Annotated in this window: 23 protein-coding genes and 2 tRNA genes; 21 read left to right on the forward strand and 4 right to left on the reverse strand. The window is 69.8% G+C overall.

Annotation, left to right across the window (positions count from 1 at the left end; all coding sequences use genetic code 11):
• Positions 1 to 52: 52 nt before the first annotated feature.
• From ACFYY1_RS01995 to ACFYY1_RS02020, 6 genes are all read left to right on the forward strand, one after another.
• On the forward strand, positions 53 to 2083 hold the full coding sequence (locus tag ACFYY1_RS01995) for a hypothetical protein (protein ID WP_388579549.1): 2031 nt from the start codon (positions 53 to 55) through the stop codon (positions 2081 to 2083).
• Positions 2084 to 2279: 196 nt separating this feature from the next.
• Positions 2280 to 3452, forward strand: coding sequence for a glycosyltransferase family 2 protein (locus ACFYY1_RS02000; RefSeq protein ID WP_388581425.1), 1173 nt, complete (start codon positions 2280 to 2282; stop codon positions 3450 to 3452).
• Between the two features lie 137 nt (positions 3453 to 3589).
• The gene (locus tag ACFYY1_RS02005) at positions 3590 to 4660 is read left to right on the forward strand and encodes a glucose-1-phosphate thymidylyltransferase (protein WP_388581428.1); all 1071 of its coding nucleotides are present in this window, start codon (positions 3590 to 3592) and stop codon (positions 4658 to 4660) included.
• On the forward strand, positions 4657 to 5643 hold the full coding sequence (rfbB, locus tag ACFYY1_RS02010) for a dTDP-glucose 4,6-dehydratase (RefSeq protein WP_266915881.1): 987 nt from the start codon (positions 4657 to 4659) through the stop codon (positions 5641 to 5643). Before ACFYY1_RS02005 ends, rfbB begins: the two co-directional genes overlap by 4 nt.
• Entirely contained in the window at positions 5640 to 6524 is an 885-nt protein-coding gene (gene rfbD / locus ACFYY1_RS02015) for a dTDP-4-dehydrorhamnose reductase (protein ID WP_388579552.1), read from the forward strand. Before rfbB ends, rfbD begins: the two co-directional genes overlap by 4 nt.
• A 171-nt stretch (positions 6525 to 6695) precedes the next feature.
• Positions 6696 to 7490, forward strand: coding sequence for a class I SAM-dependent methyltransferase (locus ACFYY1_RS02020; RefSeq protein ID WP_266733080.1), 795 nt, complete (start codon positions 6696 to 6698; stop codon positions 7488 to 7490).
• A gap of 73 nt (positions 7491 to 7563) precedes the next feature.
• Here ACFYY1_RS02020 and rfbC read toward each other — a convergent pair whose 3' ends face one another.
• Positions 7564 to 8163: a dTDP-4-dehydrorhamnose 3,5-epimerase gene (gene rfbC / locus ACFYY1_RS02025; RefSeq protein ID WP_388579555.1), complete on the reverse strand. Its 600-nt coding sequence runs from the start codon at positions 8161 to 8163 to the stop codon at positions 7564 to 7566.
• 86 nt (positions 8164 to 8249) lie between these two features.
• A complete protein-coding gene (locus tag ACFYY1_RS02030; RefSeq protein WP_388579558.1) occupies positions 8250 to 10289 on the reverse strand; it encodes a glycosyltransferase family 2 protein in 2040 nt (679 codons plus the stop codon).
• Positions 10290 to 10702: 413 nt separating this feature from the next.
• Between ACFYY1_RS02030 and proB the strand changes: the two genes are divergently transcribed.
• The 5 genes from proB (at position 10703) to ACFYY1_RS02055 (ending at position 16029) form a co-directional block, all read left to right on the forward strand.
• Entirely contained in the window at positions 10703 to 11788 is a 1086-nt protein-coding gene (gene proB, locus ACFYY1_RS02035; protein ID WP_388581431.1) for a glutamate 5-kinase, read from the forward strand.
• 143 nt (positions 11789 to 11931) lie between these two features.
• A complete protein-coding gene (locus ACFYY1_RS02040) occupies positions 11932 to 12432 on the forward strand; it encodes a hypothetical protein (RefSeq protein WP_388579560.1) in 501 nt (166 codons plus the stop codon).
• Between the two features lie 153 nt (positions 12433 to 12585).
• Positions 12586 to 13869 carry a glutamate-5-semialdehyde dehydrogenase gene (locus ACFYY1_RS02045; protein ID WP_388579563.1) on the forward strand — a complete coding sequence of 428 codons (1284 nt, stop codon included), beginning with the start codon at positions 12586 to 12588 and terminating at the stop codon, positions 13867 to 13869.
• A gap of 99 nt (positions 13870 to 13968) precedes the next feature.
• A complete protein-coding gene (locus ACFYY1_RS02050; RefSeq protein WP_388579566.1) occupies positions 13969 to 14565 on the forward strand; it encodes a hypothetical protein in 597 nt (198 codons plus the stop codon).
• A 321-nt stretch (positions 14566 to 14886) separates the two neighbouring features.
• Entirely contained in the window at positions 14887 to 16029 is a 1143-nt protein-coding gene (locus tag ACFYY1_RS02055) for a hypothetical protein (protein ID WP_388579569.1), read from the forward strand.
• Here the strand turns inward: ACFYY1_RS02055 and ACFYY1_RS02060 are convergent.
• Positions 15941 to 17086, reverse strand: a complete 1146-nt coding sequence (locus tag ACFYY1_RS02060; RefSeq protein ID WP_388579571.1) for a M48 family metallopeptidase — start codon at positions 17084 to 17086, stop codon at positions 15941 to 15943. The genes ACFYY1_RS02055 and ACFYY1_RS02060 overlap by 89 nt on opposite strands.
• Before the next feature lie 111 nt (positions 17087 to 17197).
• Here ACFYY1_RS02060 and ACFYY1_RS02065 point away from each other — a divergent pair, with 111 nt between their 5' ends.
• From ACFYY1_RS02065 to ACFYY1_RS02095, 7 genes are all read left to right on the forward strand, one after another.
• On the forward strand, positions 17198 to 17350 hold the full coding sequence (locus tag ACFYY1_RS02065) for a hypothetical protein (RefSeq protein WP_388579574.1): 153 nt from the start codon (positions 17198 to 17200) through the stop codon (positions 17348 to 17350).
• Between the two features lie 84 nt (positions 17351 to 17434).
• Complete coding sequence (locus ACFYY1_RS02070; RefSeq protein ID WP_164495212.1) at positions 17435 to 17599, forward strand: hypothetical protein; 165 nt, start codon at positions 17435 to 17437, stop codon at positions 17597 to 17599.
• 38 nt (positions 17600 to 17637) lie between these two features.
• Positions 17638 to 18255, forward strand: a complete 618-nt coding sequence (gene nadD / locus ACFYY1_RS02075; protein WP_124717753.1) for a nicotinate-nucleotide adenylyltransferase — start codon at positions 17638 to 17640, stop codon at positions 18253 to 18255.
• A 19-nt stretch (positions 18256 to 18274) separates the two neighbouring features.
• A complete protein-coding gene (locus ACFYY1_RS02080) occupies positions 18275 to 20035 on the forward strand; it encodes an LCP family protein (RefSeq protein WP_388579578.1) in 1761 nt (586 codons plus the stop codon).
• Between the two features lie 114 nt (positions 20036 to 20149).
• Positions 20150 to 20581, forward strand: a complete 432-nt coding sequence (gene rsfS, locus ACFYY1_RS02085) for a ribosome silencing factor (protein ID WP_124717755.1) — start codon at positions 20150 to 20152, stop codon at positions 20579 to 20581.
• Positions 20578 to 21231, forward strand: coding sequence for a histidine phosphatase family protein (locus tag ACFYY1_RS02090; protein ID WP_388581434.1), 654 nt, complete (start codon positions 20578 to 20580; stop codon positions 21229 to 21231). The genes rsfS and ACFYY1_RS02090 overlap by 4 nt, the downstream gene beginning before the upstream one ends.
• A gap of 105 nt (positions 21232 to 21336) precedes the next feature.
• Positions 21337 to 21409: transfer RNA gene (locus ACFYY1_RS02095), tRNA-Ala, on the forward strand.
• 82 nt (positions 21410 to 21491) lie between these two features.
• Here ACFYY1_RS02095 and ACFYY1_RS02100 read toward each other — a convergent pair.
• A complete protein-coding gene (locus ACFYY1_RS02100; RefSeq protein WP_388579581.1) occupies positions 21492 to 22406 on the reverse strand; it encodes a helix-turn-helix transcriptional regulator in 915 nt (304 codons plus the stop codon).
• Positions 22407 to 22517: 111 nt separating this feature from the next.
• On the opposite strand from ACFYY1_RS02100, the gene ACFYY1_RS02105 reads away from it, so the two are divergent.
• From ACFYY1_RS02105 to ACFYY1_RS02115, 3 genes are all read left to right on the forward strand, one after another.
• Entirely contained in the window at positions 22518 to 23969 is a 1452-nt protein-coding gene (locus ACFYY1_RS02105; RefSeq protein ID WP_388579583.1) for an MFS transporter, read from the forward strand.
• Between the two features lie 266 nt (positions 23970 to 24235).
• A complete protein-coding gene (locus ACFYY1_RS02110; RefSeq protein ID WP_093897076.1) occupies positions 24236 to 24469 on the forward strand; it encodes a hypothetical protein in 234 nt (77 codons plus the stop codon).
• A gap of 143 nt (positions 24470 to 24612) precedes the next feature.
• Positions 24613 to 24685, forward strand: a tRNA-Ala gene (locus ACFYY1_RS02115).
• Positions 24686 to 24952: the final 267 nt, after the last annotated feature.

Here is a 24952-nt window from a genome sequence, read left to right on the forward strand (position 1 = left end):
AAGGTAAACAAGTCGGCACCCTCGGGAGCGGTACTTCGTGATTTCGAAAGCCATGCGTTTGGCTCGGGTGGGCAGCGGTTCGGAGCTGGCCGCCGCGCTCCTGGTGGCTCTGGGGTTCCCGTGCATAATGCTCGCGGCGATAATCCCCAATCTCTGGTTCTTCGCCGCGGCCACCGCGGCCACCTACCTCGCGGACCGGTATCTGCACCATTGCGGCAGCTACCTGATCAACCGGCTCGCCGCGGTCCGGGCCGGGCTTTCGATCCGCTTCCTGGTCCGGCAGCTGCTGCTCGTCCTGCTGCTCTCCCGCATGGGATACGGCGAGGAGACGCTCTTCTACGTGACGGTCGCCTGCCTGCTGGCGTTCTACGGACTCCAGGCGCCGCAGAGCGCGATGGTCACCCTGATCCGGCTCCGCCGCAAGCTTCCGGTGGTCACCCGCAACATCGACCTGGCCTCGGTGCGGATAGCGGATGCCCCGCCGCAGCGCCTGATGAGCCGGCCCGCGGAGAAGATGCTGCACCTGGACGTCTTCTCGATGGTGGGTGTGCTCGTCGCGGTCGAGACCGGCAAGGACGCCATCGCGTACATCGGCCTCGGCCTGACGCTCGTTCTCGCGGTCTGCTACCTGGCGGCGCTGCTGCCGTACATCCGGCCGAGCCGGCTCGTACCCCCGGAGACCAAGGTCCTCAACGCGGTGGGCGACTGGCTCGCCGAGTACCAGCCGACCGTGATGCTGTACTTCTCCGGTTCCAAGGACTCCGCCTACCAGGTCAACATGTGGCTGGAGACGATGGCGCAGCTCGGCGGCCGGCCGATGATCCTGCTCCGTGAGCGCAACATCGTGCCGCAGCTCGCCACGACCTCGGTTCCGGTGCTCTGCGTGCCCGGTGGCGTGCACCTGATGAACCTGGACCTCTCGTCGGTGCGGGTCGCGCTCTACGCGGCCAACGTCGGCAAGAACATCCACCTGCTCCGGGTGCCGACGATGAAGCACGTCTTCATCGGTCACGGCGACAGCGACAAGATCGCGAGCGTCAACCCGTACAGCAAGGTGTACGACGAGGTGTGGACCGCGGGCCGGGCCGGCCGCGACCGTTACGCGCTGGCCGACGTCGGGGTGCGCGACGAGGACATCGTGGAGGTGGGCCGCCCGCAGCTGGCCGCCATCGAGTCCTGGTCCGGTACGCAGAAGAACCCGATCCCGACCGTGCTGTACGCCCCCACCTGGGAGGGCTGGGACGACAACCCGGGCAACACCTCCCTGCTGCTGGCCGGCGAGAACATCGTCAGGCGGCTGCTGGAGGCCGAGCAGCCGGTCCGGCTGCTGTACAAGCCGCACCCCTTCACCGGTACCCGCAGCGCCAAGGCCAAGGCCGTGCACCTGCGCATCACGGCGATGATCGAGCAGGCTGCCGCCGAGCGCGTCGGCGACCCCCGCTGGGCGGAGCAGTCGGCCGCGCTCCAGGGCGAGCAGGCCGCGGCGCGGGCCGAGCTGGTCCGTATCGAGGCGCGGCTGGCCGAGCTGGCCGGCGGTGGCCGCACCGCCCGGGACGAGGCCGAGCTGTCCCGGGACTCGCTGGCCGACCCGGCGCGCGAGGCCGAGACGGCGAAGCTCAAGGACGAGTGGAACGCCGCGTCCTGGCGTGCGCAGGGCTGGTGGGAGCACCGGGTCATCACCGGCGCCCAGATGCGGCTGTACGACTGCTTCAACGAGTCGGACGCCATGGTCTCGGACATCTCCAGCGTGGTCTCCGACTTCATCGCGAGCGGGAAGCCGTACGCGGTCACGGACTCGGCCGAACTGGGCGAGGAGGAGTTCCGCCGGCAGAACACCGCGGTGCGCGCCGCGGTGATCCTGTCCAACTCGGCGGCCGAGCTGGACGAACTGCTCACCGCGGTGACGTCTCCGGCCGCGGACGCCCGGGCGGACGCCAGGCGCGAGCTGAAGCAGTACCTCCTCGGGCCGGACGAGCCCACCTCGATCGTGCAGTTCGACTCGGCGGTGAAGGAGCTCGCGGCCAAGTCCGACGCCCGGAACGCCGGAGTGGCGAAGAGCCTGGGTGAACCCGTGGGCGGCTGAGAAGTCGGCCATTCGCCTTACATGATCGAGCAAGGCCCGGCATACCCCCCAAAGGGTTGTGCCGGGCCTTTGTGATGAGTGTCACCTTTTGGCCGTGTGGCGTGGGACAACCAACGGGCCGGGCCGACTGTCTTCTGTTTGTGTGAACGAGACGCAAATTCCTGACGTGACTGTGGTTGTCGGTGCATATGAGGCGATGCCCTACCTCATCCGTTGTCTCGAATCGGTGGAGGCGCAGACCCTCGGCGCCGACCGCATCGAAATTGTCGCGGTCGATGACGGTTCCACCGATGGAACGGGCGAGTACCTGGAGGAATTCGCCGCGCGGTCGAAGGTCCCGACCAGAGTGGTCAGACAGAAGAACTCCGGTGGGCCCAGCGGGCCGCGCAATGTGGGGATCGGCCTGGCCCGCGGCCGCTATGTGTTCTTCCTGGACGCCGACGACTACTTCGGTGACGAGGCCCTGGAGCGGATGGTCGCCATGGCCGACCGGGCGGGCACCGATGTGGTGCTCGGCAAGGTGGTCGGCGTGAACCGTGGGGCGCCGCAGTCGATGTGGCGGGCCACCAAGGAAAGGGTCGACGTCTACAACTCCAAGGTCATTTACACCCTGAGTGCCCAGAAGCTCTTCCGGCGTGAACTCCTGGAACGACTCGCCCTGAGATTCGACGAGAATCTCAGGACCGGCGAGGACGCCCTCTTCACGATGGAGGCATATCTACGGGGTGCCGGGGTCTCGGTGATCTCCAATTACGTCTGCTATTACCTGGTGGGCCGTGACGACGGGAAGCACGTCACGAAGAGCGGCACCTATGAATGGCGCTTCGAGTCGATGCGCGCCATGATGGCGCTCATTCACCGGATCGAGCCCGCGGGCCCGAAAAGGGACTTCCTCATGGTCCGGCCCTTCACCGTCGGGATGCTCCAGCAGTTCGGCCCCGTGGTGCTGAAGGATTCCGAGGAAGTCCGGCGGCACAAGATGGAACTCGCGGCTCCGCTCATGGACGCGTACTGGGACGACGGCGTGGCCCGGCTGATCAAGGTGTCCGAGCGGCTGCGTCTCGCCTGTGTGGCACGGGGCAGGATGGACCTGCTCATCGAGATGGTGCGGTACATCCGGGCGAAGACCGTCCCGGACGTGGTCCACTCGCGCGACGGCCGGACGCTCTACCTCGCGTACCCGCACTTCCGCGACCGTTCGGCCGGCCTGGCCGACTCCGACTACGAGGTCACCGTGCCGGACTGGCACGACGGCAAGCGCATCGACCAGCCGAAGGTCGCCGCCCGCCGGGCCTCGCTGTCCCGGCGGGTGGTCCGCAGGATGCGCCGTGACGTGCGGCGATGGAAGGCGCGGCTGACCGTGGAGTGACAGCCGCGCGTCCGCGGGGCGGACCCGGGGCGAACCCGCGGGACCGATTCGCTGAAGAACACTCAGAAAAGCTCAGTAAAATCGTTCGGACGTCGCGCCCGCGACAGGACCGACAGAACACCATGGGGACTGGTCACGTGAAGGCTCTCGTACTATCCGGAGGGGCCGGCACCCGCCTGCGTCCCATCACACACACCTCGGCCAAGCAGCTGGTGCCGGTGGCGAACAAGCCCGTGCTGTTCTACGGGCTGGAAGCCATCGCGGAAGCCGGAATCACCGAGGTCGGCATCATCGTGGGGGACACCGCCCCCGAGATCCGCGAGGCGGTCGGTGACGGTTCCGCGCTCGGCATCGAGGTCACCTACATCCCGCAGGACGAGCCGCTCGGCCTCGCCCACGCGGTGCTGATCGCCCGTGACTTCCTGGGCGACGACGACTTCGTCATGTACCTCGGCGACAACTTCATCGTCGGCGGGATCACCGGTCTGGTGGACGGGTTCCGCGCGGACCGGCCCGACGCGCAGATCCTGCTGACGCAGGTGCCCAACCCGACCTCCTTCGGCGTCGCGGAGCTCGACGCCGACGGCCGGGTGGCGGCGCTGGAGGAGAAGCCGAAGCAGCCCAAGAGCGATCTGGCGCTCGTCGGCGTCTACCTCTTCACCCCCGCCATCCACGAGGCGGTCCGCTCGATCGAGCCGTCCTGGCGCGGCGAGCTGGAGATCACGCACGCCATCCAGTGGCTGATCGACCAGAAGCGCGACGTGCGCTCCACCACGATCCGCGGCTACTGGAAGGACACCGGCAACGTCACCGACATGCTGGAGGTCAACCGGACCGTCCTGGAGGCCGTCGAGCCCTTCCAGGAGGGTGCCGACGTCGACGCGGACAGCGAGATCATCGGCCGGGTCCGGATCGAGCCGGGCGCCAAGGTCAGCGGCAGCCGCATCGTCGGACCCGCGATCATCGGTGCCCGTTCGGTGATCAGCGGCGCGTACGTGGGCCCGTTCACCTCGGTCTCGGAGGACGTCCGCATCGAGGACAGCGAGATCGAGTACTCCATCGTTCTGCGGGGCGCCTCCATCGCCGGTGTCCGCCGCGTCGAGGCGTCGCTCATCGGCCGTGACGTCGAAGTGACCCCCGCCCCCCGTTCCCCGTCCGCCCACCGACTCGTGCTCGGCGACCACAGCAAGGTGCAGATCTCTTCATGACCACCAACATCCTGGTGACCGGCGGCGCCGGCTTCATCGGCTCGCACTACGTCCGTACGGTGCTCGGCCCCGAGGGCCCCGGCGACATCGCCGTCACCGTGCTCGACAAGCTCACCTACGCGGGCAACCCGGCCAACCTCGACGAGGTGCGTGACCACCCCGGTTTCCGGTTCGTGCAGGGTGACATCTGCGACCCGGAGCTGGTCGCCAAGCTGATGGCCGAGCACGACCAGGTGGTGCACTTCGCCGCCGAGTCCCACGTGGACCGTTCCATCGACGGCGGCGCCGAGTTCGTCCGTACCAACGTGGTCGGCACCCACACCCTGATCCACGCCGCGCACCTGGCGGGCATCAAGACCTTCGTGCACATCTCCACCGACGAGGTCTACGGCTCGATCGACGAGGGCTCCTGGCCCGAGACCCACCCGCTCGCGCCCAACTCGCCGTACTCCGCGGCCAAGGCGTCCAGCGACCTGATCGCGCTCTCGTACCACCGCACCCACGGCCTCGACGTGCGGGTGACCCGCTGCTCCAACAACTACGGGCACCACCACTTCCCCGAGAAGGTCATCCCGCTCTTCGTCACCAACCTGCTGGACGGCAAGACGGTCCCGCTCTACGGCGACGGCGCCAACGTCCGCGACTGGCTGCACATCGACGACCACGTCCAGGGCATCGAACTGGTCCGCACCAGGGGCCGGGCCGGCGAGGTCTACAACATCGGCGGCGGCACCGAGCTCTCCAACAAGGAGCTCACCGGCCTGCTGCTGGACGCCTGCGGCGCCGACTGGGACACCAGCGTCACCTATGTCGAGGACCGCAAGGGCCACGACCGCCGTTACTCGGTCGACTGCACCAAGATCCGCGAGGAGCTCGGCTACGAGCCCCGCAAGGACTTCCGCACCGGCCTCGCCGAGACCGTGCAGTGGTACCGCGACAACCGCGCCTGGTGGGAGCCGCTGAAGGACCGGGCCGCCCTGTGAGCGCCGTCTGGCTGGTCACCGGAGCCGCCGGGATGCTGGGCCAGGACGTCCTGACCCGGCTGGCCGGTGAGGACGTCACCGCCGTCGCCGCGGACCGGGCGGCACTGGACGTCGCCGACCCGGAGTCGGTACGGGCGGCCTTCGCGGAGCACCGCCCCGCCGTCGTGGTGAACTGCGCCGCCTGGACCGCGGTCGACGACGCGGAGTCCCAGGAGGACGCCGCGCTGCGGGTCAACGGCACGGGCCCCGCCGTCCTCGCCGAGGTCTGCCGCGAACACGGCGCCGTTCTCCTCCAGGTCTCCACGGACTACGTCTTCGCCGGTGACGGTGAGAAGCCGTACGCCGAGGACGACCCGACCGGGCCACGCAGCGCCTACGGCCGTACCAAGCTGGCCGGCGAGCAGGCCGTGCTGAGCACCCTGCCGGAGACCGGTTACGTGGTCCGTACCGCCTGGCTGTACGGCGCGGGCGGCGGCAACTTCGTCCGTACGATGATCAAGCTGGAGGGCGTCAAGGACACCCTCGACGTGGTGGACGACCAGCGCGGTCAGCCCACCTGGACCGTCGATCTGGCCGACCGGCTGGTCCGGCTGGGGCTGGCCGCCCTCGCGGGCAGTGCTCCGGCCGGCGTCTACCACGGCACCAGTGGCGGCGAGACGACCTGGTTCGGCTTCACCCGGGAGATCTTCCGGCTGCTCGGCGCCGACCCGGAGCGGGTCCGCCCCACGACCAGCGAAGCCTTCGTACGGCCGGCCCCCCGGCCCGCGTTCAGCGTGCTGGGCCACGACCGCTGGGCCGCGGCCGGGATCGAACCGGTCCGGGACTGGCGGGCGGCACTTGAAGAAGCATTTCCGGCACTTGTCGCGGCAGAACGGCCCTGATCACCACGGCCTTGATCATCAGTTGATCCTATAGCTGATCGAATCACGTCGAATTTCAGAGAAATCCATAACGCAGGTTTACATCGGGGAGAACGCTTACATCACAGTGCGGTCATGAGGTAACTTCGCCGGGAACCAGACCAGTTGGTTTCCTCCGAAGGGCAGCTCCACGTGAACCGCCACGACTTCCTGCGCCATCTGCACCGCGTCTACCGGCCTCGGAACTATCTGGAGATCGGGGTCAACGACGGCAGAAGCCTGGCCCTCTCGCGGGTCCCTTCCGTCGCCGTCGACCCCGCCTTCCGGGTCGTGACGGACATCAGCTGTGACGTCCACCTGGTCAGAGCCACGAGCGACGACTTCTTCGCCCGCAAGGACCCGCTGCTGCACCTGCGCAACGGCCGGAACCCGTTCCGCGCCCTCGCCCGCCGCGACGCGCTCAACGTCCTCGGGGGAGACCCGAAGCTGGAGCTCTCCTTCATCGACGGGATGCACCTCTTCGAGTACGCCCTGCGCGACTTCATGAACGTGGAGAAGCACTCCCGCTGGTCGAGCGTGATCGTGCTCGACGACATGCTGCCGCGCGACGTCGACGAGGCGGCCCGCGACCGGCACACCAAGTACTGGACCGGCGATGTGTACAAGGTGGTGCAGGTGCTGCGCCGCTACCGTCCCGATCTGCTGGTCGTCGAGGTGGACACCGAACCGACCGGCGTGGTCGCCGTGTTCGGCGCCGACCCGGAGAACAACGTCCTCAAGAACGAGTACGACAAGATCATCGAGGAGTTCGTCGTACCCGACCCGCAGGACGTGCCCGAAGAGGTGCTCGTCCGCAAGAACGCGGTCCGTCCCGAGGCACTGCTCCGCGCCGACTTCTGGCCGGCCCTGGCCCGCGCCCGCAACCTGCGCCGCCCGCGCTCGGCGTTCGCGCCGCTGCGCTCGCGCATCGAGTCGGTGACGGGCTGACCGCACCCGGACGACGCGAAGCCCCCGTGATCCGTACGGACCACGGGGGCTTCGGCGTACCGGCCCGGACGGCTCAGCCGCGGGCCCGCAGCTGCGCGTAGTACTCCTGGCACGCCTCGTACGAGGGCAGCAGGCCCTGCTCCTCGGCCTCGGCCAGCGAGGGCGCCGCGGCGTCCTTGTCGGACAGCAGCGGGGTGATCCCCTGCGGCCACTCGATGCCCAGCTCGGGGTCGAGCGGGTTGATGCCGTGCTCGCGGCCGGGCGCGTAGCCCTCGGAGCACAGATAGGCGACCGAGGCGTCGTCCGTCAGCGCCATGAAGGCGTGCCCGAGGCCCTCGGCGAGGTACACGGAGTGGTGGTCCACGTCGTCGAGCCGGACGGCCTCCCACTGCTTGTACGTGGGGGAGCCGACCCGGATGTCCACGATGACGTCGAGCACCGCGCCGCGCACGCACTTGACGTACTTCGCCTGGCTCGGCGGCACGTCGGCGAAGTGCACCCCGCGCAGCGTCCCCCGGCTGGAGACGGAGAAGTTGGCCTGCGCCAGCCGCAGCGTGTGGCCGACGGCCTCGCTGAGCTCCGACGCCTTGAACCACTCGTGGAAGCTGCCGCGGCTGTCCGGGAAGACCTTGGGTTCATGCACCCAGGCCCCTGTGATGGAGAGCTGCCGCATGCGATCACGTCCTTGTTCTGTCGCTCATGGCCGATGGACCCGGCCGGTGTGTTCTGGTGGGAAGCGTACGGAGGTACGGGGAGCGGTCAGCCGGTGAACCGGGCGGCGAGACGCCGCGCCCGCTTGCGGCTCTTGGCCGGGAGCCTGCGTACGAGGGGACCGCCGACGGTGCGCAGCGCGCGGCGCAGCTTCGCCTTCCGGCGCCTGCCGACGATCCCCTGCATGATCTCGGCCTCGATCGCGGGCATGGTCCGGGGGACGGTGATCCGGCCGCCCTTGCCGACGGTGACGTCGCAGAGGTGGAACGCGGGGTGCTTGTCGCCGTCCAGCCGGACCGCGAGCTTCCAGGTGCCGGGCGTGACGCCCGGGGCGCGGTCGGGCACGGTGAGGTGGGCCCGGCCGTCGGTGGGCCGCAGCGTGGTGCGGAGCTGGTGGGACGGCCCGTCGGCGCCGTCCGCCGGACTCAGGACCAGGGTGGTCGCGGAGGGCACGGTGGCGGACGTGGTGAACAGGTCCAGCCGCAGTTCGGTGGGGCTGGAGGGGGAGCGGCGGACCGGACGGCCTTCGAGGTACTCGGCCAGCCTCTTGGCGCGGCCGGCCACGTCGAGGGTGATGTTGCCGTGCGGGTCGGTGAAGTACGGAATGACGGCACGGGCCGGCGAACCCAGCGAGGCGGGCAGGCAGGCGGCGTCCACCTCCGGGGCGCAGTCGGCGCCGAGCCGGGCCTTGCGGACCAGACCGAGACCGCGCAGCGGCACCCAGACGTCCCAGAAGCCGCGCGACACCCGGCCGCGGCCCTGGGCCGCCTCCGAGCCGATCTGGCCGCTGCCGTGCAGGACGACCTCGCAGACGTCGTCGCCGAGCTCCTCGACCCGGGCGGTGAAGCTCGCGGGGCAGGACCACTCGACGGCGGTCTCGCGGTTGCGCAGCGACAGCTCGGCGGAGAATCCGGCCATGTCGTCGGTGACGTCCAGGAGTTCGCCGTCCGGCAGCAGGCCCTCGGTGATGTCGGGGTGCAGGAAGTAGCGCCCGTCGCGGCGCAGCAGCGTCAGCGGGGTCTGGTCCTCGCCGTGGACGAGGCGGCCGCTGATGGTGAGGTCGATCCTGCCGTCCGGCCGCCAGGCGAACTTCTCCAGGCGGGCCGCCGCCTTGACCGACGCGGCGAAGCGGGAGACCTGGACGAGGCCCTGGCGGTCGTCGTTGCGCAGCAGCGTGGAGCGCAGCCGGAGCACCGGGCCGAGCCCGTCGTGCACCCCGTCGTGCATGAAGTCCGTGGCCAGGTCCCGGACGGCGTCGCACATCTCGTCCAGGTACGCGGGGTCGTACTTGAGGACGGCGGGCTCGCTGAGCCGGCCGAGCATCTCGACACGGTAGAAGCGGCGCAGCAGCATGTCCCGGAACTCGCCGGGCTCCGTGTTCTCCACGACGACGTCGAGGACCTCGCGGAGGTTGCCGTAGTAGCCGGACGGGACGATCTTCGCGGATCCGGCGTTCTGGCCGTCGTCCCGGCGGGAGTAGTAGTAGCAGGTGTAGTTGCCGAGGATCGATACGACCTTGGCGGGGAAGTACGCCTGCATCATGTAGAGCTGGTCCTCGAGCCGGCGCTTGCCCTCGGGATAGGCGATGCCGTTCTCGCGGAGGAACTCCGTACGGAACATCTTGTGCGGCGTGAGGCTGTCGTACAGGGGCGCGTCGTGCAGGGTGCACTTCTCGCGGTTCTTCTTGAACACACCGTGCGGGACGCCGCGGAAGTTGCTCGCCACCTTGCCGATGACGATGTCCGAACCGTTGCGGTGGCCCATGTCGTACAGCCGCTGCAGGGCGCCGGAGGCGAGGTAGTCGTCCTGGTCGACGAACTGGACGTACTCGCCCTTCGCCTCGTCCACACCGATGTTGCGGGGCTTTCCGGGCCAGCCGGAGTTCGGAATGGTGATCACACGGAAGTGCGGGTGCTCCCCGGCCAGTTTCTCAAGTCGCTCACGAGTGTCGTCCGTCGAGCCATCGTTGACGAAAAGAACTTCGAATTCCCCTGCGGGGAGGGTCTGTCGCAGCAGCGAGTCGATGCAGGGGTCGATGTACTTGCCCGGGTTGTATACAGGAATGACGACACTTACTTTGACTGGCATTGCTGCTGTCCCATGTCTGTTGGAAGTCCCTTTGGCCGGCGGCGGATGCGGGGCCTGCACTGCTGAAAATGGGCATAGGAAGCCACCCGCCGTGCACCCTATCGGCTGTTAGATGGTCGAGATGCCGAGATGGTTGCGCATGCCGGGGTCGGCGTGATCCTGCCGACAGTGTGTGGATACCGCCCGAGGAGTCCCGGGACCTTCGGTATACGCGCGCGGTCGCACGCATGAACGGCCGGTGCGGCGGAACTGCCGGACCGTGGCGGATCCGCCCGGAGGTGCAGAGGTCCAGAGGGCGGAACGCACGGGCGCCGGATCCGCCGCTCGCGTAGATTGCGGGGGCCGGGCGAGCCGAATCATTGGGGATGGAAGTGTCAGGGGCAAGGCAGGGCGTCACAGAGGCCCGCAGGATCGTGGTCAAGGTCGGTTCCTCATCCCTCACCACTGCGGCCGGCGGCCTCGACGCGGACCGTGTCGACGCGCTCGTCGACGTGCTGGCGAAGGTGCGCAGCGGCGGGGAGCGCGAGATCGTGCTCGTCTCCAGCGGCGCCATCGCGGCCGGGCTCGCCCCGCTCGGACTGGTGCGCCGCCCCAAGGACCTGGCCCGGCAGCAGGCCGCCGCCAGCGTCGGCCAGGGACTGCTCGTCGCCCGCTACACCGCCTCCTTCGCACGGTACGGCGTACGCGTCGGCCAGGTCCTGCTGACCAGCAACGACACCAGCCGTCGCGCCCACTACCGCAACGCCTACCGCACCCTCGACCAGCTCCTGGAGATGGGCGCGCTCCCGGTCGTCAACGAGAACGACACCGTCGCCACCGACGAGATCCGGTTCGGCGACAACGACCGGCTGGCCGCGCTCGTCGCCCATCTCGTCCGCGCCGATCTGCTGGTCCTGCTCTCGGACGTGGACGGCCTGTACGACGGCGACCCCAGCACCCCGGGCACCTCACGGGTCGCCGAGGTGACCGGTCCCGAGGACCTGGCGGGCGTCACCATCGGCAGCGCCGGGAAGGCGGGCGTCGGCACCGGCGGCATGGTCACCAAGGTCGAGGCCGCCCGGATCGCCACGGCCGCCGGCGTCCCCGTCGTCCTCACCTCGGCGAGCCGGGCCGCCGACGCCCTGGCCGGCCGCGACACCGGCACGTACTTCCACCGCACCGGACGCCGCTCCGCGGACCGGCTGCTCTGGCTCGCCCACGCCTCCACCCCGCAGGGCTCACTGACCCTCGACGACGGGGCCGTGCAGGCGATCGTCGAACGCCACAGCTCGCTGCTGCCCGCCGGAATCGCCTCGGTCGAGGGCGAGTTCGCCGCCGGTGACCCGGTGGAACTGCGCGATCTCGCGGGCCGGCCGGTGGCCCGCGGACTCGTCAGCTTCGACGCCAAGGAGATCCCGCAGCTGCTCGGCCGCTCCACCCGCGAGCTGGCACGGGAGCTCGGTCCGGCCTACGAGCGCGAGGTCGTACACAGGGACGATCTGGTCGTACTGCACTCCTGACACAGCCCTGAAACGACTGAAAGTCCAGCCTCGGGGCAGGGACCTTCACGAAAACCGCCCCATCCCCGGCCGCGGGCTGGTCAACTTTGTAACGGGGAAACAGCGGGGTACAGCACAGTAAACGCATTCACAGGAGGCCGCCGGTGAGACGAGCGCGCCCGGGGGCGCCGCCCCGAGGAACGGGTGGCCGGGCCCTGACCAGCGTCGGAGCAGGTGCCGGCTTCGACGGGAGCCGGACCAAGGAGCGAGGGGACGACCGGACCACCGGGTCCGAGCAGACGGTGGCGAAGGAGGAACGCACCCCGTCGAGGCTGTGGCACATCACGCTCAGCGTCTCGGGAGCCGCCACTCCCCTGACGGAGATCAGACGTGGACTCGAACAGCTCGCGCACGACCATCCCTTCCTGCTGACCAGCCGGTACGCCGACGACCACGCGGAGATCCGCTACTGGGAAGAGGCCCGCGATCTGCACGACGCGGCGGCCGTCGCGCTGCGGCTGTGGGGCGAGCACCGCTCCACGGCCAGGCTCCCTCCCTGGGAGATCGTCGGCCTGGAGGTCATCGACCGCGAGACGTACCATCAGCGCGTCGCGGAGGGGTACGGGCCGCCCCCGGCCGCTCCGGTCGGAGTGCACCCGTACTGAGCCCGCACCCGCTGCCAAAACGGTTGTCCCGGCCCCGGGGCCTGTCCGGCGGATCATGGCCGGGTCGCAGCGTGATCCGCCGGACACCCCCTGGCCGTCTCGCATCACGGGATAAGTGACGGATGCCCGCAGTGTGCGCACTACCCTGCGGGCATGACCACGCTCTCGCCGTACGACAACATGTCCCCGGTCGCCCAGGCCGCCTACCGGGCACGCTCCGCCGCAGCGGACATCGCGCCGCTGCCGCGCGCGGCCAAGGACGACGCACTGCTGGCGATCGCGGACGCGCTGGAGGTGCGGACGGGCGAGATCGTCACGGCCAACGCCGAGGACGTCGCCCGCGCCCGCGAAGCCGGGACCAGCGAGTCGATCATCGACCGGCTCACCCTCACCCCGGAGCGGATCCGCGCCATCGCCGCCGATGTGCGGGACGTGGCGGCGCTGCCCGACCCGGTGGGCGAGGTCGTCCGCGGCTCGACCCTGCCCAACGGCATCGACCTGCGACAGGTCCGGGTGCCGCTCGGCGTGGTCGGGATCATCTACGAGGCCCGGCCCAACGTGACGGTCGACGCCGCGGCCCTCTGCCTGAAGTCCGGCAACGCCGTCCTGCTGCGCGGCTCGTCCTCCGCCTACTCCTCCAACGTCGCGCTGGTACGGGTGCTGCGCGACGCGGTCGGCGGCTCCGGCCTCCCGGCCGACGCGGTGCAGCTGGTCCCGGGCGAGAGCCGTGACTCGGTACGGGAACTGATGCGGGCCCGCGGCCTGGTCGACGTCCTCATCCCGCGCGGCGGCGCCTCGCTGATCCGTACGGTGGTCGAGGAGTCCACCGTGCCGGTCATCGAGACCGGCACCGGCAACTGCCATGTCTACGTGGACGCGCAGACCGACCTCGACATGGCCGTGGACATCCTGATCAACTCCAAGGCGCAGCGCCCGAGCGTCTGCAACGCCGCCGAGACGCTCCTGGTCCACAAGGACGTCGCCGCGCAGTTCCTGCCGCGCGCCCTGGACGCACTGGCCGACGCGGGCGTGACCGTCCACGGAGACGAGCGGGTGCTCGAACACGCCGAGGGCTCCAAGGCCACCGTGGTCGAGGCGACGCCGGAGGACTGGGAGACCGAGTACCTCTCCTACGACATCGCCGCGGCCGTCGTGGACTCGCTGGACGCGGCCGTCGCGCACATCCGGCTCTGGTCCTCCGGTCACACCGAGGCGATCGTGACCACCTCCCAGGCCGCGGCCCGCCGTTTCACCCAGCTGGTGGACTCCACGACGGTGGCCGTGAACGCGTCCACCCGCTTCACCGACGGCGGTCAGTTCGGCTTCGGTGCGGAGATCGGCATCTCCACGCAGAAGCTGCACGCCAGGGGCCCGATGGGCCTGCCGGAACTCACCTCCACGAAGTACATCGTCACGGGCGACGGTCACGTGCGGTGACCTCGGGACGGCCTTCGGCGGCCTTCAGCGGCCTCTTCGGGGCCGGTGAATGTTGCGGGCTCCCTGCCCAGAACGTCCCGGCGGGGCTAGTCTGGAGCCGTGCCGGACGACGTGGGGGGCAGGCCGTTCCCGGACGGCTGGGAGCCCGACGACGACCGCGGGGGCGCGGACGAGGACTTCGCCTCCGTGGTGTTCGACGAGGACTTCGTACGGGCCGCCGCGATCCATGAGCCGACCGCCGTGGAGCGGCTGCTGGCGGCCGCCCAGGCGCGCGCCGAGGCCGAGGCATCCCGGGCGCGGGCGGGCGGCGGCCCCCTGGACGACGAGCTCTACGACGAGGGGTACGGCCCCGGCGCGTACAGCCGCGAGGGCGCCTACGACCCGCTGGACCCCGATGACGACGGCTACGGCAACGGGCCCTACGGGCGCCACGGCGGCGCTCTGCGGCCCTACCGGGGTACGGCGCGCTGGCACCGGCCGGTGGCCTGGCTGCTCGCCGTGCTGATGGGCATCGGAATGGTCGCGCTGGCCTTCAGCGCCGTCTACCGGAACACCTCGGGCAGCCGCGAGGACCCCGCCCCGCCGCCCGCCACGACCGGCGTGGACAGCGCGCCGGGCTCCGCCCCCGACGCCACCCCATCGGCCCCCACGGGCTATCTGCGCCCCACGGTGTCCGCGATCCCCCGCACGGACTGAGGCACGCGCAGACCGGGAGCGCGGGGCGGCGACGGGCAGGCACCGTGTCGGGCAGGCAGCGCATCGGCGGCGGGCGGCAGGTGGGGCGGCTGTTTCTCCGTTTCCCCCATGGTTCGCTCCCGGCTGGGCGTTTATCGCGGCCGTAATCGACCTACCCTGAAGGTGTGACCCCTCTCTCCGAGGGGGCTTCTCACTCGTCCGTACATGCGCAGTCGTGCGACGTCATACGAACTCATGACGGGCAGGCCCTGTCGAAGCCATTCGGCCGAAGCAGAGCGAAGCGTTTCGGCCCTGGTCGATGACGTGGAGTCGGGAGAAGTCATGGCAGGCCGCGGAGAACCACCGGAAGGGCCGCCCGAGAGTCCGACGGGCGGTGGTGAGGACGAGTACCGGTCACTCGTCTTCGACGAGTCGTTCGTGCGCGCTGCCCGGCTGCGGGAATTCTCCGCCCAGGAGCGCATGGAGGACCACGCCCCCGCCGTACGCAGTCTGCCGGCCAGGCGCCTGCGCAACGGGCCCCGAGCCGTCATCGCCCTGATCCTCCTGATTGCCCTGGCCTTCGGGATCGCCGTGTACATGGGCCTTCGCCACCCCTACGAGGCGCCCGTCGGCAGACGGACCGAGCCGCTGAGGTCGACCGTCGTGCCCCTGGCACCGCAGGGTGTCGTACCGGGCGGAACCGCTGCCGCCCTCCTGGCCCGGAGCCCCGCCGCCCACTTCGGAACAGGTGCCGAAGGCATCAATCTGCCGGCGATCAGGCGGACCGACAATTTCACGGACAGCCAGGTGGCGACGGCCCTGACCACGGTCAAGGACTATCTGGTGGCCTCCTCGCTCGACCCCGACGTGCTCACCGGCGCCGCTGCGCGCCCGGTGGAATTGCTGCTCGACCCGGATCAGACGGCCCAGTTCGAGCGCAGCATGAACCACCCGCGGGACGACGGCCGGCATGCCGCGACCGGGTGGCTGGTGCGGTTCGACCCGGCGAAGGTGGCCCTGGCCGGTCCGGACATCCGGGTCCGGGGCACTCTGAGCTACACCGAGGAGGGGTCCGACACCCTGGAGGTGGTGTCGGACCACACCTTCACCTACACGCTTCGCCCGGCCGTCGCGGGACCCCAACCGGCGGGCGGCGCCTCGCTCTTCACCGTACGGCGCGAGCTGCACTTCCGCTTCGACCGGGAGGACCTGCGGCTGCACCGGCTGGAGCTGCGCACCAGCTACGTCCAGGCCGGACCGCAGTCGTGCCCGGCGGACACCACCGGTGCGCTGCGCCCGCTGCTGGCCGGACAGCACGCCGTCCTTCGTGGCCCCGCGGGCACCGACCCGTACGCGACGGGCCGGCCCACGGCGGCGCTCTGCGGGACCCTGACGGTCAGCTCCCCGCAGACCCCGGCTCAGTCCCCGGCCCATCAGGGCTCTGCGGCTCATCCCGCCTCGCAGAGTCCGCCGAGCCGTCCTTAGCACCGCCCTTGCCGGCCGAGCCTCCGCCCTGGCCGGTGAACTTGTCGCGGAGCTTGCCGCCCAGGTCCCCGGCGCCGCCCGCTATGTCGCCGACCAGCTTCATCAGCGGGTCCTTGCTGGTGCGCACCGTGTCCGCGTAGTGGGCCGCGGACTCCCGGAAGGAGTCGGTCACCGAGGTGTCCTTGTCCCCGTCGCGCCGCGGGTAGTGACCGTCCATGATCCGCTGGTAGTCGCGGGTCTCGGACCACTTCTTCAGCTCGGCGGCGCGCACCGTGGTGAACGGGTGCGAGCGGGGCAGCAGGTTGAGGATCTTGAGCACGGAGTCCCGCAGATCGCCGCCCTTCTCGTACTCGTCGGCCTGGGCGAGGAAGGCGTCCACGTTCATCTCGTGCAGGTGGTTGCCGCCCGCGATCTTCATCAGGCCGCGCATCGACGCCTGCAGATCCTGGCCGACGAGCAGCCCGGCCCGGTCGGCCGACAGCTCGGACTTGCGGAACCACTCGCGCAGCGCCGTCACGATCGCCATGATCGCGACGTTGCCGAGCGGGATCCAGGCGACCTTCAGCGCGATATTGGTGAGGAACAGAAGGATCGTGCGGTACACCGCGTGGCCGGAGAGGGCGTGACCCACCTCGTGGCCGATGACGGCCCGCATCTCCTCCTCGTCGAGCAGCTCCACCAGCCCTGTCGTCACCACGATGATCGGCTCGTCGAGGCCGATGCACATGGCATTGGGCTGCGGGTCCTGATTGACGTACATCGGCGGGACCTTCTCCAGGTCCAGGATGTAACAGGCATCGCGCAGCATGTCGTTGAGATGGGCGAACTGCGCGTCGCTCACCCGGACGGAGTCGGAGAGGAAGAGCAGTCGCAGACTGCGCTCGGGCAGCAGGCCGCTCAGTGTCTTGAACACGGTGTCGAAACCGCTCAGCTTGCGCAGGGCCACCAGGGCCGAGCGGTCCGCCGGGTGTTCGTAGGCCCGGGACGAGATCCCTGCGAAACGCCTGCGCTGCCTGCTCGGCACGTTCTCGTGGCTCTCGCTGCTGTGTTCGGTCATGAATGGGCCCCCTGTTCGTACGAGATGTCGCTCGCCCCCCTGACAAACCCCAGCGTAGGTGCTGGGGCTACGGTGTGCGGGGGGCTGTGGACAACTGAGGAGACGCCCGACATGCCGCACACCGTTGCTCTGCTCGCCGCCGCATCCGGGGCCCAGGGACCCGGCAACACGCTCCGTGTCGTGCTGCTCGCCTCGCTCGTCGGAGCCGGGCTGCTCGGCTGGTTCCTGCTCCGCGGATACCGCAACGACGACAACAACGACTGAGTCGGCGTGAGCGTGCCCGGGGCGCCCGCATACGATGTGCGCGACGTCTTCCTTCCGACTCCCGATCGATAGGTCCTGCCGAAGATGAGCCTCACGAGCACCGCACACCAGCTGGTCACTCTCGCCTCCGAGGGCGGCGAGCACGGTGGCAACCACGAAAGCCTCAGCCCGTACGTGACCGGGGGCGGTGCGTTCATCGCGCTGCTGCTCCTGCTGTGGATCACCACTCGCTTCAACCGCGACCGCTGAGGCGAAGGCGTACAGCTGTGCCAGTAGGCTCTGCACGCATGGGAGAGCAGGAAGTGCCTACCGGCCGCGGAAAGCGCCGACTCGGCGTCATGGGCGGGACGTTTGACCCGATCCATCATGGACACCTGGTGGCGGCCAGCGAAGTGGCCGCCCAGTTCCATCTCGACGAGGTGATCTTCGTTCCGACCGGGCAGCCGTGGCAGAAGAGCCACAAGCACGTCTCCCCGGCCGAGGACCGTTATCTGATGACGGTCATCGCGACAGCGTCCAACCCGCAGTTCTCGGTCAGCCGGAGCGACATCGACCGCAGCGGGCCCACGTACACCATCGACACCCTGCGGGACCTGCGCGCGATCCACGGCGACGCGGACCTCTTCTTCATCACCGGTGCCGACGCGCTCTCCCAGATCCTCACCTGGCGGGACGCGGACGAACTGTTCTCGCTCTCCCACTTCATCGGCGTGACGCGGCCGGGGCATGTGCTCACGGACGCCGGACTGCCGGAGGGCGGGGTCTCCCTCGTGGAGGTTCCCGCGCTCGCTATCTCGTCCACGGACTGCCGTGAGAGGGTCGCGCAGGGGGATCCGGTCTGGTACCTGGTGCCGGACGGTGTGGTCCGCTACATCGACAAGCGCCAGCTGTACCGCGGCGAATGAGCGACGCAGAGGGGCACCGGTGAACGACCGACAGAACGCGTACGACCCGTACTACCAGCAGCCGCAGATCATCGGCTACGACGAGTACGGGCAGCCGGTGTACCAGCAGCCGCAGCACGTCCAGCAGCAGCCGTACGACCCGTACGCGTCCCAGCCGCAGCAGCAGAACCAGCAGCCGCAGCAGCCGCAACAGGCCGGCCAGGGGTACGGATACGACCCGTACGCCCAGCCGCAGGGATACGACCCGTACGCGTCCCAGCCGCAGCAACTGCAGCAGAACCACCAGCCGCAACAGCACCAGCAGCCGCAGCAGCAGGCGTACGGCGGCTATGACGGCTATGGCTACGACACGGGCCGGCAGCCCGCCGCGGTCGACACGACCCAGCAGTGGAACATCCCGCAGCAGGCGGCCCCGCAGCCCGCCCCGCCCGCACCCGCCGCTCCGGCCCCGCCGGACCCCGGACCCGAGCCCGGTGCGGAGCCGGACGCGGCCGTCCCCGGGCAGCGCCGCGCCGACCGCGACTACCGCACCGAGCAGTTCTCCTTCATCGAGGAGCCCGACGAGGACTCCGAAGACGTCATCGACTGGCTGAAGTTCACCGAGAGCCGCAGCGAGCGGCGCGAGGAGGCGCGGCGGCGCGGCCGCAACCGCATGGTCGCGCTCATAGTCGTGGTGGCCCTGGTCGTGGTCGGCGGTGTCGGCTACCTCTGGTCCGCCGGAATGATCCCGGGCCTGTCCGGCTCGGACAAGGACAGCACGGCATCGACGGGCCCGCAGAAACGGGACGTCATCGTGGTCCATCTGCACAACACCAAGAAGGGCGGCACCTCCACGGCGCTGCTCGTCGACAATGTGACGACCGAACAGGGCACCACGGTCCTGCTCCCCAACTCGCTCGCGGTCGCCGACGAGGACGGCGTCGCGACCACCCTCGGCAAGTCCGTCAAGGACGACGGCACCACCGGCACCCGCGAGTCCATCGGCAACCTGCTCGGCACCGACATCAGCGGCACCTGGCGGCTCGACACTCCGTACCTGGAGACCCTTGTCGATCTGGTCGGCAACATCGAGGTCGACACCGACACCGATGTGCCGGACGGGAAGAAGGGCGCCTCCCCCCTGGTGAAGAAGGGGGAGGCACAGACCCTGAGCGGCCGGATGGCCGTCGCCTACGCCACCTACCGCGGGCCGGGCGAGGCCGAGACGAAGCAGCTCACGCGGTTCGGGGAGGTCATGCGCGGCGTGCTGCGGAAGATGTCGGACGACCCGAAGGCCGCCACGATCACCGTGCAGACGCTGGCGCAGATCCTCGACCCCTCGCTTCCCGAGAAGGACCTGGGAGCCTCGCTGGCGAAGCTCGCCAAGCACGCCAAGGTCGGCGACTACAAGACGGCGGTGCTGCCGGTGCAGGCCGACGGATCACTGACCGACGCGGCCACCGAGAGCGTCGTCAAGGACATCCTGGGCGGTTCGGTCAAGGCTCCGGGCGCCGGCGCGGACGCACCGGTGCGGGTCGGCGTCAAGAACGCCACCGGAGACCAGGACGGCACGGGATCCGCGCAGGTCAAGCTGGTCAATGGCGGCTACACCTTCGTCGGCGGCGGAACGGCCGGGGCCGTGGCACTGTCCGAGGTCGTCTACGGGACCGCGGCGGACAAGGAGAAAGCGACGCAGGTCGCCAAGACCCTGGGCCTGCCGACGAGCGTGGTGAAGCAGGGCAAGCCCGCCGCGAACGCGGACGTGTCCGTACTGCTCGGCCAGGACTACAAGATCAAATGACCCGGGTCCGGCCGCCCGGATGATGTCGATTCGATCTTCGAACAATCGCTGCGTGGGCTGTCGGCGGTCCGTGAGACCCTAGAGGTCTCTCTGACCGCCGACGAAAGCCTGCTTGTGACCGCCACGGACCGCTCCATCGAGCTCATCAACGCCGCCGCTCAGGCGGCCGCCGACCGGCTCGCGCACGACATCATCGCGTACGACGTCAGCGACGTGCTGTCGATCACCGACGCCTTCCTCCTGGCCTCGGCCCCCAACGACCGCCAGGTCAAGTCGATCGTCGACGAGATCGAGGAGCGGCTCCAGAAGGAGCTCGGCGCCAAGCCGGTGCGCCGCGAGGGCGACCGCGACGCGCGCTGGATCCTCCTCGACTACGTCGACATCGTCATCCACGTCCAGCACAGCGAGGAGCGGGTCTTCTACGCGCTGGAGCGCCTCTGGAAGGACTGCCCCGAGATCGCGCTTCCCGAGGACGCCGTCAAGACCCGCGGGAAGGCCGAGGAGCACGCCCGGCTCACCGGCAGCACGGAAGGTGAGCAGAGCTGAAAAGCGGCGGAAGCGGCAGGGGCCGCAGGATCGTCCTCTGGCGTCACGGCCAGACGGCCTGGAACCTGGAGCGCAGGTTCCAGGGTTCCACTGACATCGCGCTCACCGACGCCGGAGTCGGGCAGGCCCAGCGGGCCGCCCGGCTGCTGGCCTCGTTGAAGCCGGATGCGATCGTCGCCTCCGATCTGCAGCGGGCGGCGGCCACCGCCGCCGAGCTCGCCGCGATCACCGGCCTCGAAGTCGCACACGACTCGGGACTGCGCGAGACCTACGCGGGTGCCTGGCAGGGCCTCACCCACGAGGAGATCGTCGGGCAGTACGGCGAGCAGTACGCCGCCTGGAAGCGCGGCGAGCCCGTGCGTCGCGGCGGCGGCGAACTGGAGACCGAGGTCGCCGACCGGGCCGCCCCGGTGGTGCTCGGGCATGCCGACAAGCTGCCCGAGAACGGGACGCTCGTCGTGGTCAGCCACGGCGGCACCATCCGCACCACCATCGGCCGGCTGCTGGGCCTGGAGGCGCACCACTGGGAAGGGCTCGGAGGGCTCTCCAACTGCTGCTGGTCGGTGCTGGGCGAGGGTGCGCGGGGCTGGCGTCTGCTGGAGCACAACGCCGGCACGCTGCCCGAGCCGGTGCTCGGCGACGACACCTGAGGCCGCCCCGGCCCCGGTACCGGCCGGATTTCACTTTCCGGCAGGTCACAGGCTAAAGTTCTTCTTGTTCGCAGCGCGGAAACGCAGAGAAACACAGCGAACAGCGGGGCTATAGCTCAGTTGGTAGAGCGCCTGCATGGCATGCAGGAGGTCAGGAGTTCAATTCTCCTTAGCTCCACAATCAGGATCCCGTCCCCGACAGGGGGCGGGATCTTTGCATTCCGCCCTGCCGCCTTGCCGCGCCGCTGCCCTTCGGCCCTTCAGCTCTCCCGGTGCCGCCGCAGCGCGTCGACCCGCTCCCTGCTCTCCTCGTCCGCCGGTGTGTACGCCACGATCCGGCACTCCGGCAGGCCGTTGATGGACAGCGACACCGAGGTCATCCGTATCTCCCCGGCCACCGCGCGGTGCCGGAAGGTCTTCACCCGCGGCCCGGGCGGGGCCACGTCCCCGCTGCGCCACAACTCGGCGAAGTACGGGCTGGCGGCCGAGAGCCGTTCGACGAACGACTCCCAGGCGGGCTCGCCCGTATGGCGCCCGTACGCGCCCCGCAGCGTGGCCACCATGATCGGCAGCTCCTGCGCCCGGTGGACGACGGGACAGGCGTCCTCGGACACCGTGAACACCGTCCACAGTGCGTTGCGTATCCCCGGTCCGGTGATCGCGGGGACGGCGAACAGGTCGAGATAGGCGGGATTGGTGGCCAGGATGTCGTATCTCGTGTTGTAGACCACGGCGGGATGCGGATCGAGCGCGTCGATGATGCCCTGGATCTCGGGCCCCACCTCGATGACGTCGGACTGCCTGCCGGGTGCGCAGGCCACCTCCGCCAGGTGGTACAGGTGTTCGCGCTCCGAAGCGTCCAGCCGGAGCGTGCGCGCCACGGCATCCAGCACCTGCGGTGACGCGTTGATGGGGCGGCCCTGCTCCAGCCAGGTGTACCAGGTGACGCCGACGCCGGAGAGCTGCGCGACCTCCTCGCGGCGCAGGCCCGGGGTGCGGCGGCGCAGCCCGGGTGCCATGCCCACATCCGCGGGCGTCACCCGCGCCCGGCGGTTGCGCAGAAACGCGGCGAGCTCCGGACGCCGCCGGTGCCGGCCTGCCGAAGGCGTCGAGCGAGGCGTCGCCCGGGGTGCTGCCCGATCTCCTGCCCGGTCCGCCGCCTGATGTGTCGTCACCGCTGCCACACCCCCATGTTCGGTGACCCGCAGGGGAGTTGCCAGGTGCTGTCGGTACCAGCATCAGCGGGCTCTCGTTACCCGTATTCGGCCGGGGCCAGGCTCGATGTCATGACGACAACATCCGAGGCAACTCCACATTCCGTAACCAGTAAACCCCCCACCACTGACAACCGTTCCGGGAGAGTGCTCGCCCTGGTGCTCGCGGCCCAGTTCATGGCGCTGCTCGACATCTTCATCGTCAACGTCGCCGCTCCGACGATCCGCACCGAACTCGGCGCCTCCGGAGCCGGGTTGCAGCTCATCGTGGCCGGCTACACCATCACGTACGCGGTGCTGCTCATCACCGGCGCCAGGCTCGGCGACCTGATCGGACACGGCCGGGCCCATCTGGCCGGGCTCGGCGTCTTCACCGCGGCCTCGCTCGCCTGCGGACTCGCCGCGGGAACCGGGCAGCTGATCGCCTTCCGGCTGGTGCAGGGTGCGGCCGCCGCGGTGATGATTCCGCAGGTGCTCAGCCTCATCCAGCGCCATTTCACGGGCGAGGCCCGGATCCGGGCGCTCGGCGCCTACAGCGCGGTGCTCGCCATTGGAGCGGCCGCCGGGCAGGTGGTCGGCGGGGTGCTGGTCAGCGCCGATCTGTTCGGCGCGGGCTGGCGGCCGGTCTTCCTGGTCAACGTGCCGATCGGGCTCGTGCTGCTGGTGCTGGGCATCCGTGTACTGCCGCGCGAACCGCGCACCGCGCCCGGCAGGGTGCAGGCACGGGCCCGCGGCCTCGATCTGCCGGGGCTGGTACTGCTCGCCGCCGCCGTCACGCTGCTCACCGTCCCCCTGGTGCTCGGGCAGGAGCTGGACTGGCCGGCCTGGTCCCAGGTCTGCCTGGCCGCCTCCGTGGGGCTCTTCGCCGGTTTCGTCCGGTACGAGTCACGGCTGGCCGCGCGCGGTGGCGCGCCCCTGATCGCGCCCAGGGTGCTGCGTGTTCCCGGTATCGCCCGAGCGGCGCTGCGCATTCTCCTGGCGATGGCGATCAACGCGGGCTTCCTCTTCGCCATGACGCTGCACGTCCAGGGGGGTCTGGGCTACTCGCCGCTGCGCGCGGGGCTGATGTTCGCACCGACCGCGCTGGTATTCGGTGTGACCGGACTGACCTGGCGGCGCTGGCCCGCCGGCCTCCAAGGGGCCCTGGTGCCCGGTGGGTTCGTGCTCGTGGCCGCCGCCTCCGTGGCCGTCGGGCTGCTGATGCGTGGTGGCGGCGATGGTGGGCCCGCGCTGTACGCGGCCTTCGCGGCGATGGGCACCGGCCTGGCGCTGGGCTTCAGCCCCACCCTCACGAGGGCGTTGGCGGACGTGAGTCCCAAGGACGCGGCCGATGCGAGCGGCGTACTGGTGACGGTCACCCAGCTGGGACAGGTGACCGGGGTCGCCGCGTTCGGCACGCTCTATCTCAACCGCCTTGAAACGCAAGGGGCGCAGGGGTCGGGACAGGCGTTGTGGGTATGCGCCCTCGCGCTCTCGGCCGCCGCTGCGGCAGGTGCGGTGATGGGGCTCGTGCGACGTCGGTGAGCGGCCGGAACTCCGGTGGGCTGCCCCTCTTGCGGGGTCATGGCAGAATCGGAGCGCCGGAGGGGGCGACGGACCGATCGGGAGGGAGCGCGATGCCTGCGAGCCGCCACGAGGTCCCGGACCTGCTCCTTGTTCCCGGTCTTCCCGCAGTTCCTGATTTCCCCACGGTTCCCGGTATCTACGCGGTTCCAGGTCTCTGCGCAGCCCCCGAGAGCGGCGGGACCTTCTTCGTATGCACCGCCCGCGGCCAAAGCCGGAGCTGACCCATGGGTGCACACAGGCGGAAATGCGACTGGTGCGGCAGCGGTACGCCCATCGTCAGGGACATGGACCCGATCAATCCGGAGTACCAGTACTGGTGCGAGGAGTGCGCTCGGGCGCTGGTCATAAAGGGCGACCCGATCGAGACCTATCGGGAGCTGGAGGGGGAGCCGATCTACGGTCGGCTGCTGGAGGAGCACTGCACGCTCAAGCGCTTCTACTCCTTCGCCACGGCCTGACCCCCCTTCGGTGCCGCCGCCGGCCTCGGCCCGGGTGTCGCGGAACCGGTCAAATCGGAGCGGTCGGGAATCGATTTGGTGGACTGGCGGGGTCACCGGTAATGTTCTCGATGTCGCCAGGGAAACCGGGCGGAAAACAGCACGGGGCTATAGCTCAGTTGGTAGAGCGCCTGCATGGCATGCAGGAGGTCAGGAGTTCAATTCTCCTTAGCTCCACAGGGAAGTACGAGAAGCGGGTCACCCATACAGGGTGGCCCGCTTCTTGCATGGCCCACTTCTCGTACGTGTGCGTACACCGATGCTGGAACCTGGAGTTCCGCCTTACCTGCGCTCCCGCCGCCCTGTCCATGGTTCGGTCGCGCCCGGCCCCGCTCCGGGCCCGTGCGGTACCCTGACGCCATGCGTGCCGTACGCCTTCTGCTTAGCGAGCCGCGCTGATCAGTCCCGACCGGTGAGAATGCCTGGTCGGAATCGGCGCGGCGT

It is taken from the genome of Streptomyces sp. NPDC001890, from assembly GCF_042891445.1.
Lineage (GTDB): Bacteria > Actinomycetota > Actinomycetes > Streptomycetales > Streptomycetaceae > Streptomyces.

What these genes read in the sequence shown, in the direction of transcription:
- ACFYY1_RS01995 (WP_388579549.1), top strand. Translation starts at nt 53, where the DNA reads ATGCGTTTGGCTCGGGTGGGCAGCGGTTCGGAGCTGGCCGCCGCGCTC.
- ACFYY1_RS02000 (WP_388581425.1), top strand. Translation starts at nt 2,280, where the DNA reads ATGCCCTACCTCATCCGTTGTCTCGAATCGGTGGAGGCGCAGACCCTC.
- rfbB (WP_266915881.1), top strand. Translation starts at nt 4,657, where the DNA reads ATGACCACCAACATCCTGGTGACCGGCGGCGCCGGCTTCATCGGCTCG.
- rfbC (WP_388579555.1), bottom strand. Translation starts at nt 8,163, where the DNA reads ATGCGGCAGCTCTCCATCACAGGGGCCTGGGTGCATGAACCCAAGGTC.
- ACFYY1_RS02030 (WP_388579558.1), bottom strand. Translation starts at nt 10,289, where the DNA reads ATGCCAGTCAAAGTAAGTGTCGTCATTCCTGTATACAACCCGGGCAAG.
- ACFYY1_RS02045 (WP_388579563.1), top strand. Translation starts at nt 12,586, where the DNA reads ATGACCACGCTCTCGCCGTACGACAACATGTCCCCGGTCGCCCAGGCC.
- ACFYY1_RS02055 (WP_388579569.1), top strand. Translation starts at nt 14,887, where the DNA reads ATGGCAGGCCGCGGAGAACCACCGGAAGGGCCGCCCGAGAGTCCGACG.
- ACFYY1_RS02060 (WP_388579571.1), bottom strand. Translation starts at nt 17,086, where the DNA reads ATGACCGAACACAGCAGCGAGAGCCACGAGAACGTGCCGAGCAGGCAG.
- ACFYY1_RS02065 (WP_388579574.1), top strand. Translation starts at nt 17,198, where the DNA reads ATGCCGCACACCGTTGCTCTGCTCGCCGCCGCATCCGGGGCCCAGGGA.
- ACFYY1_RS02070 (WP_164495212.1), top strand. Translation starts at nt 17,435, where the DNA reads ATGAGCCTCACGAGCACCGCACACCAGCTGGTCACTCTCGCCTCCGAG.
- nadD (WP_124717753.1), top strand. Translation starts at nt 17,638, where the DNA reads ATGGGAGAGCAGGAAGTGCCTACCGGCCGCGGAAAGCGCCGACTCGGC.
- ACFYY1_RS02105 (WP_388579583.1), top strand. Translation starts at nt 22,518, where the DNA reads ATGACGACAACATCCGAGGCAACTCCACATTCCGTAACCAGTAAACCC.
- ACFYY1_RS02110 (WP_093897076.1), top strand. Translation starts at nt 24,236, where the DNA reads ATGGGTGCACACAGGCGGAAATGCGACTGGTGCGGCAGCGGTACGCCC.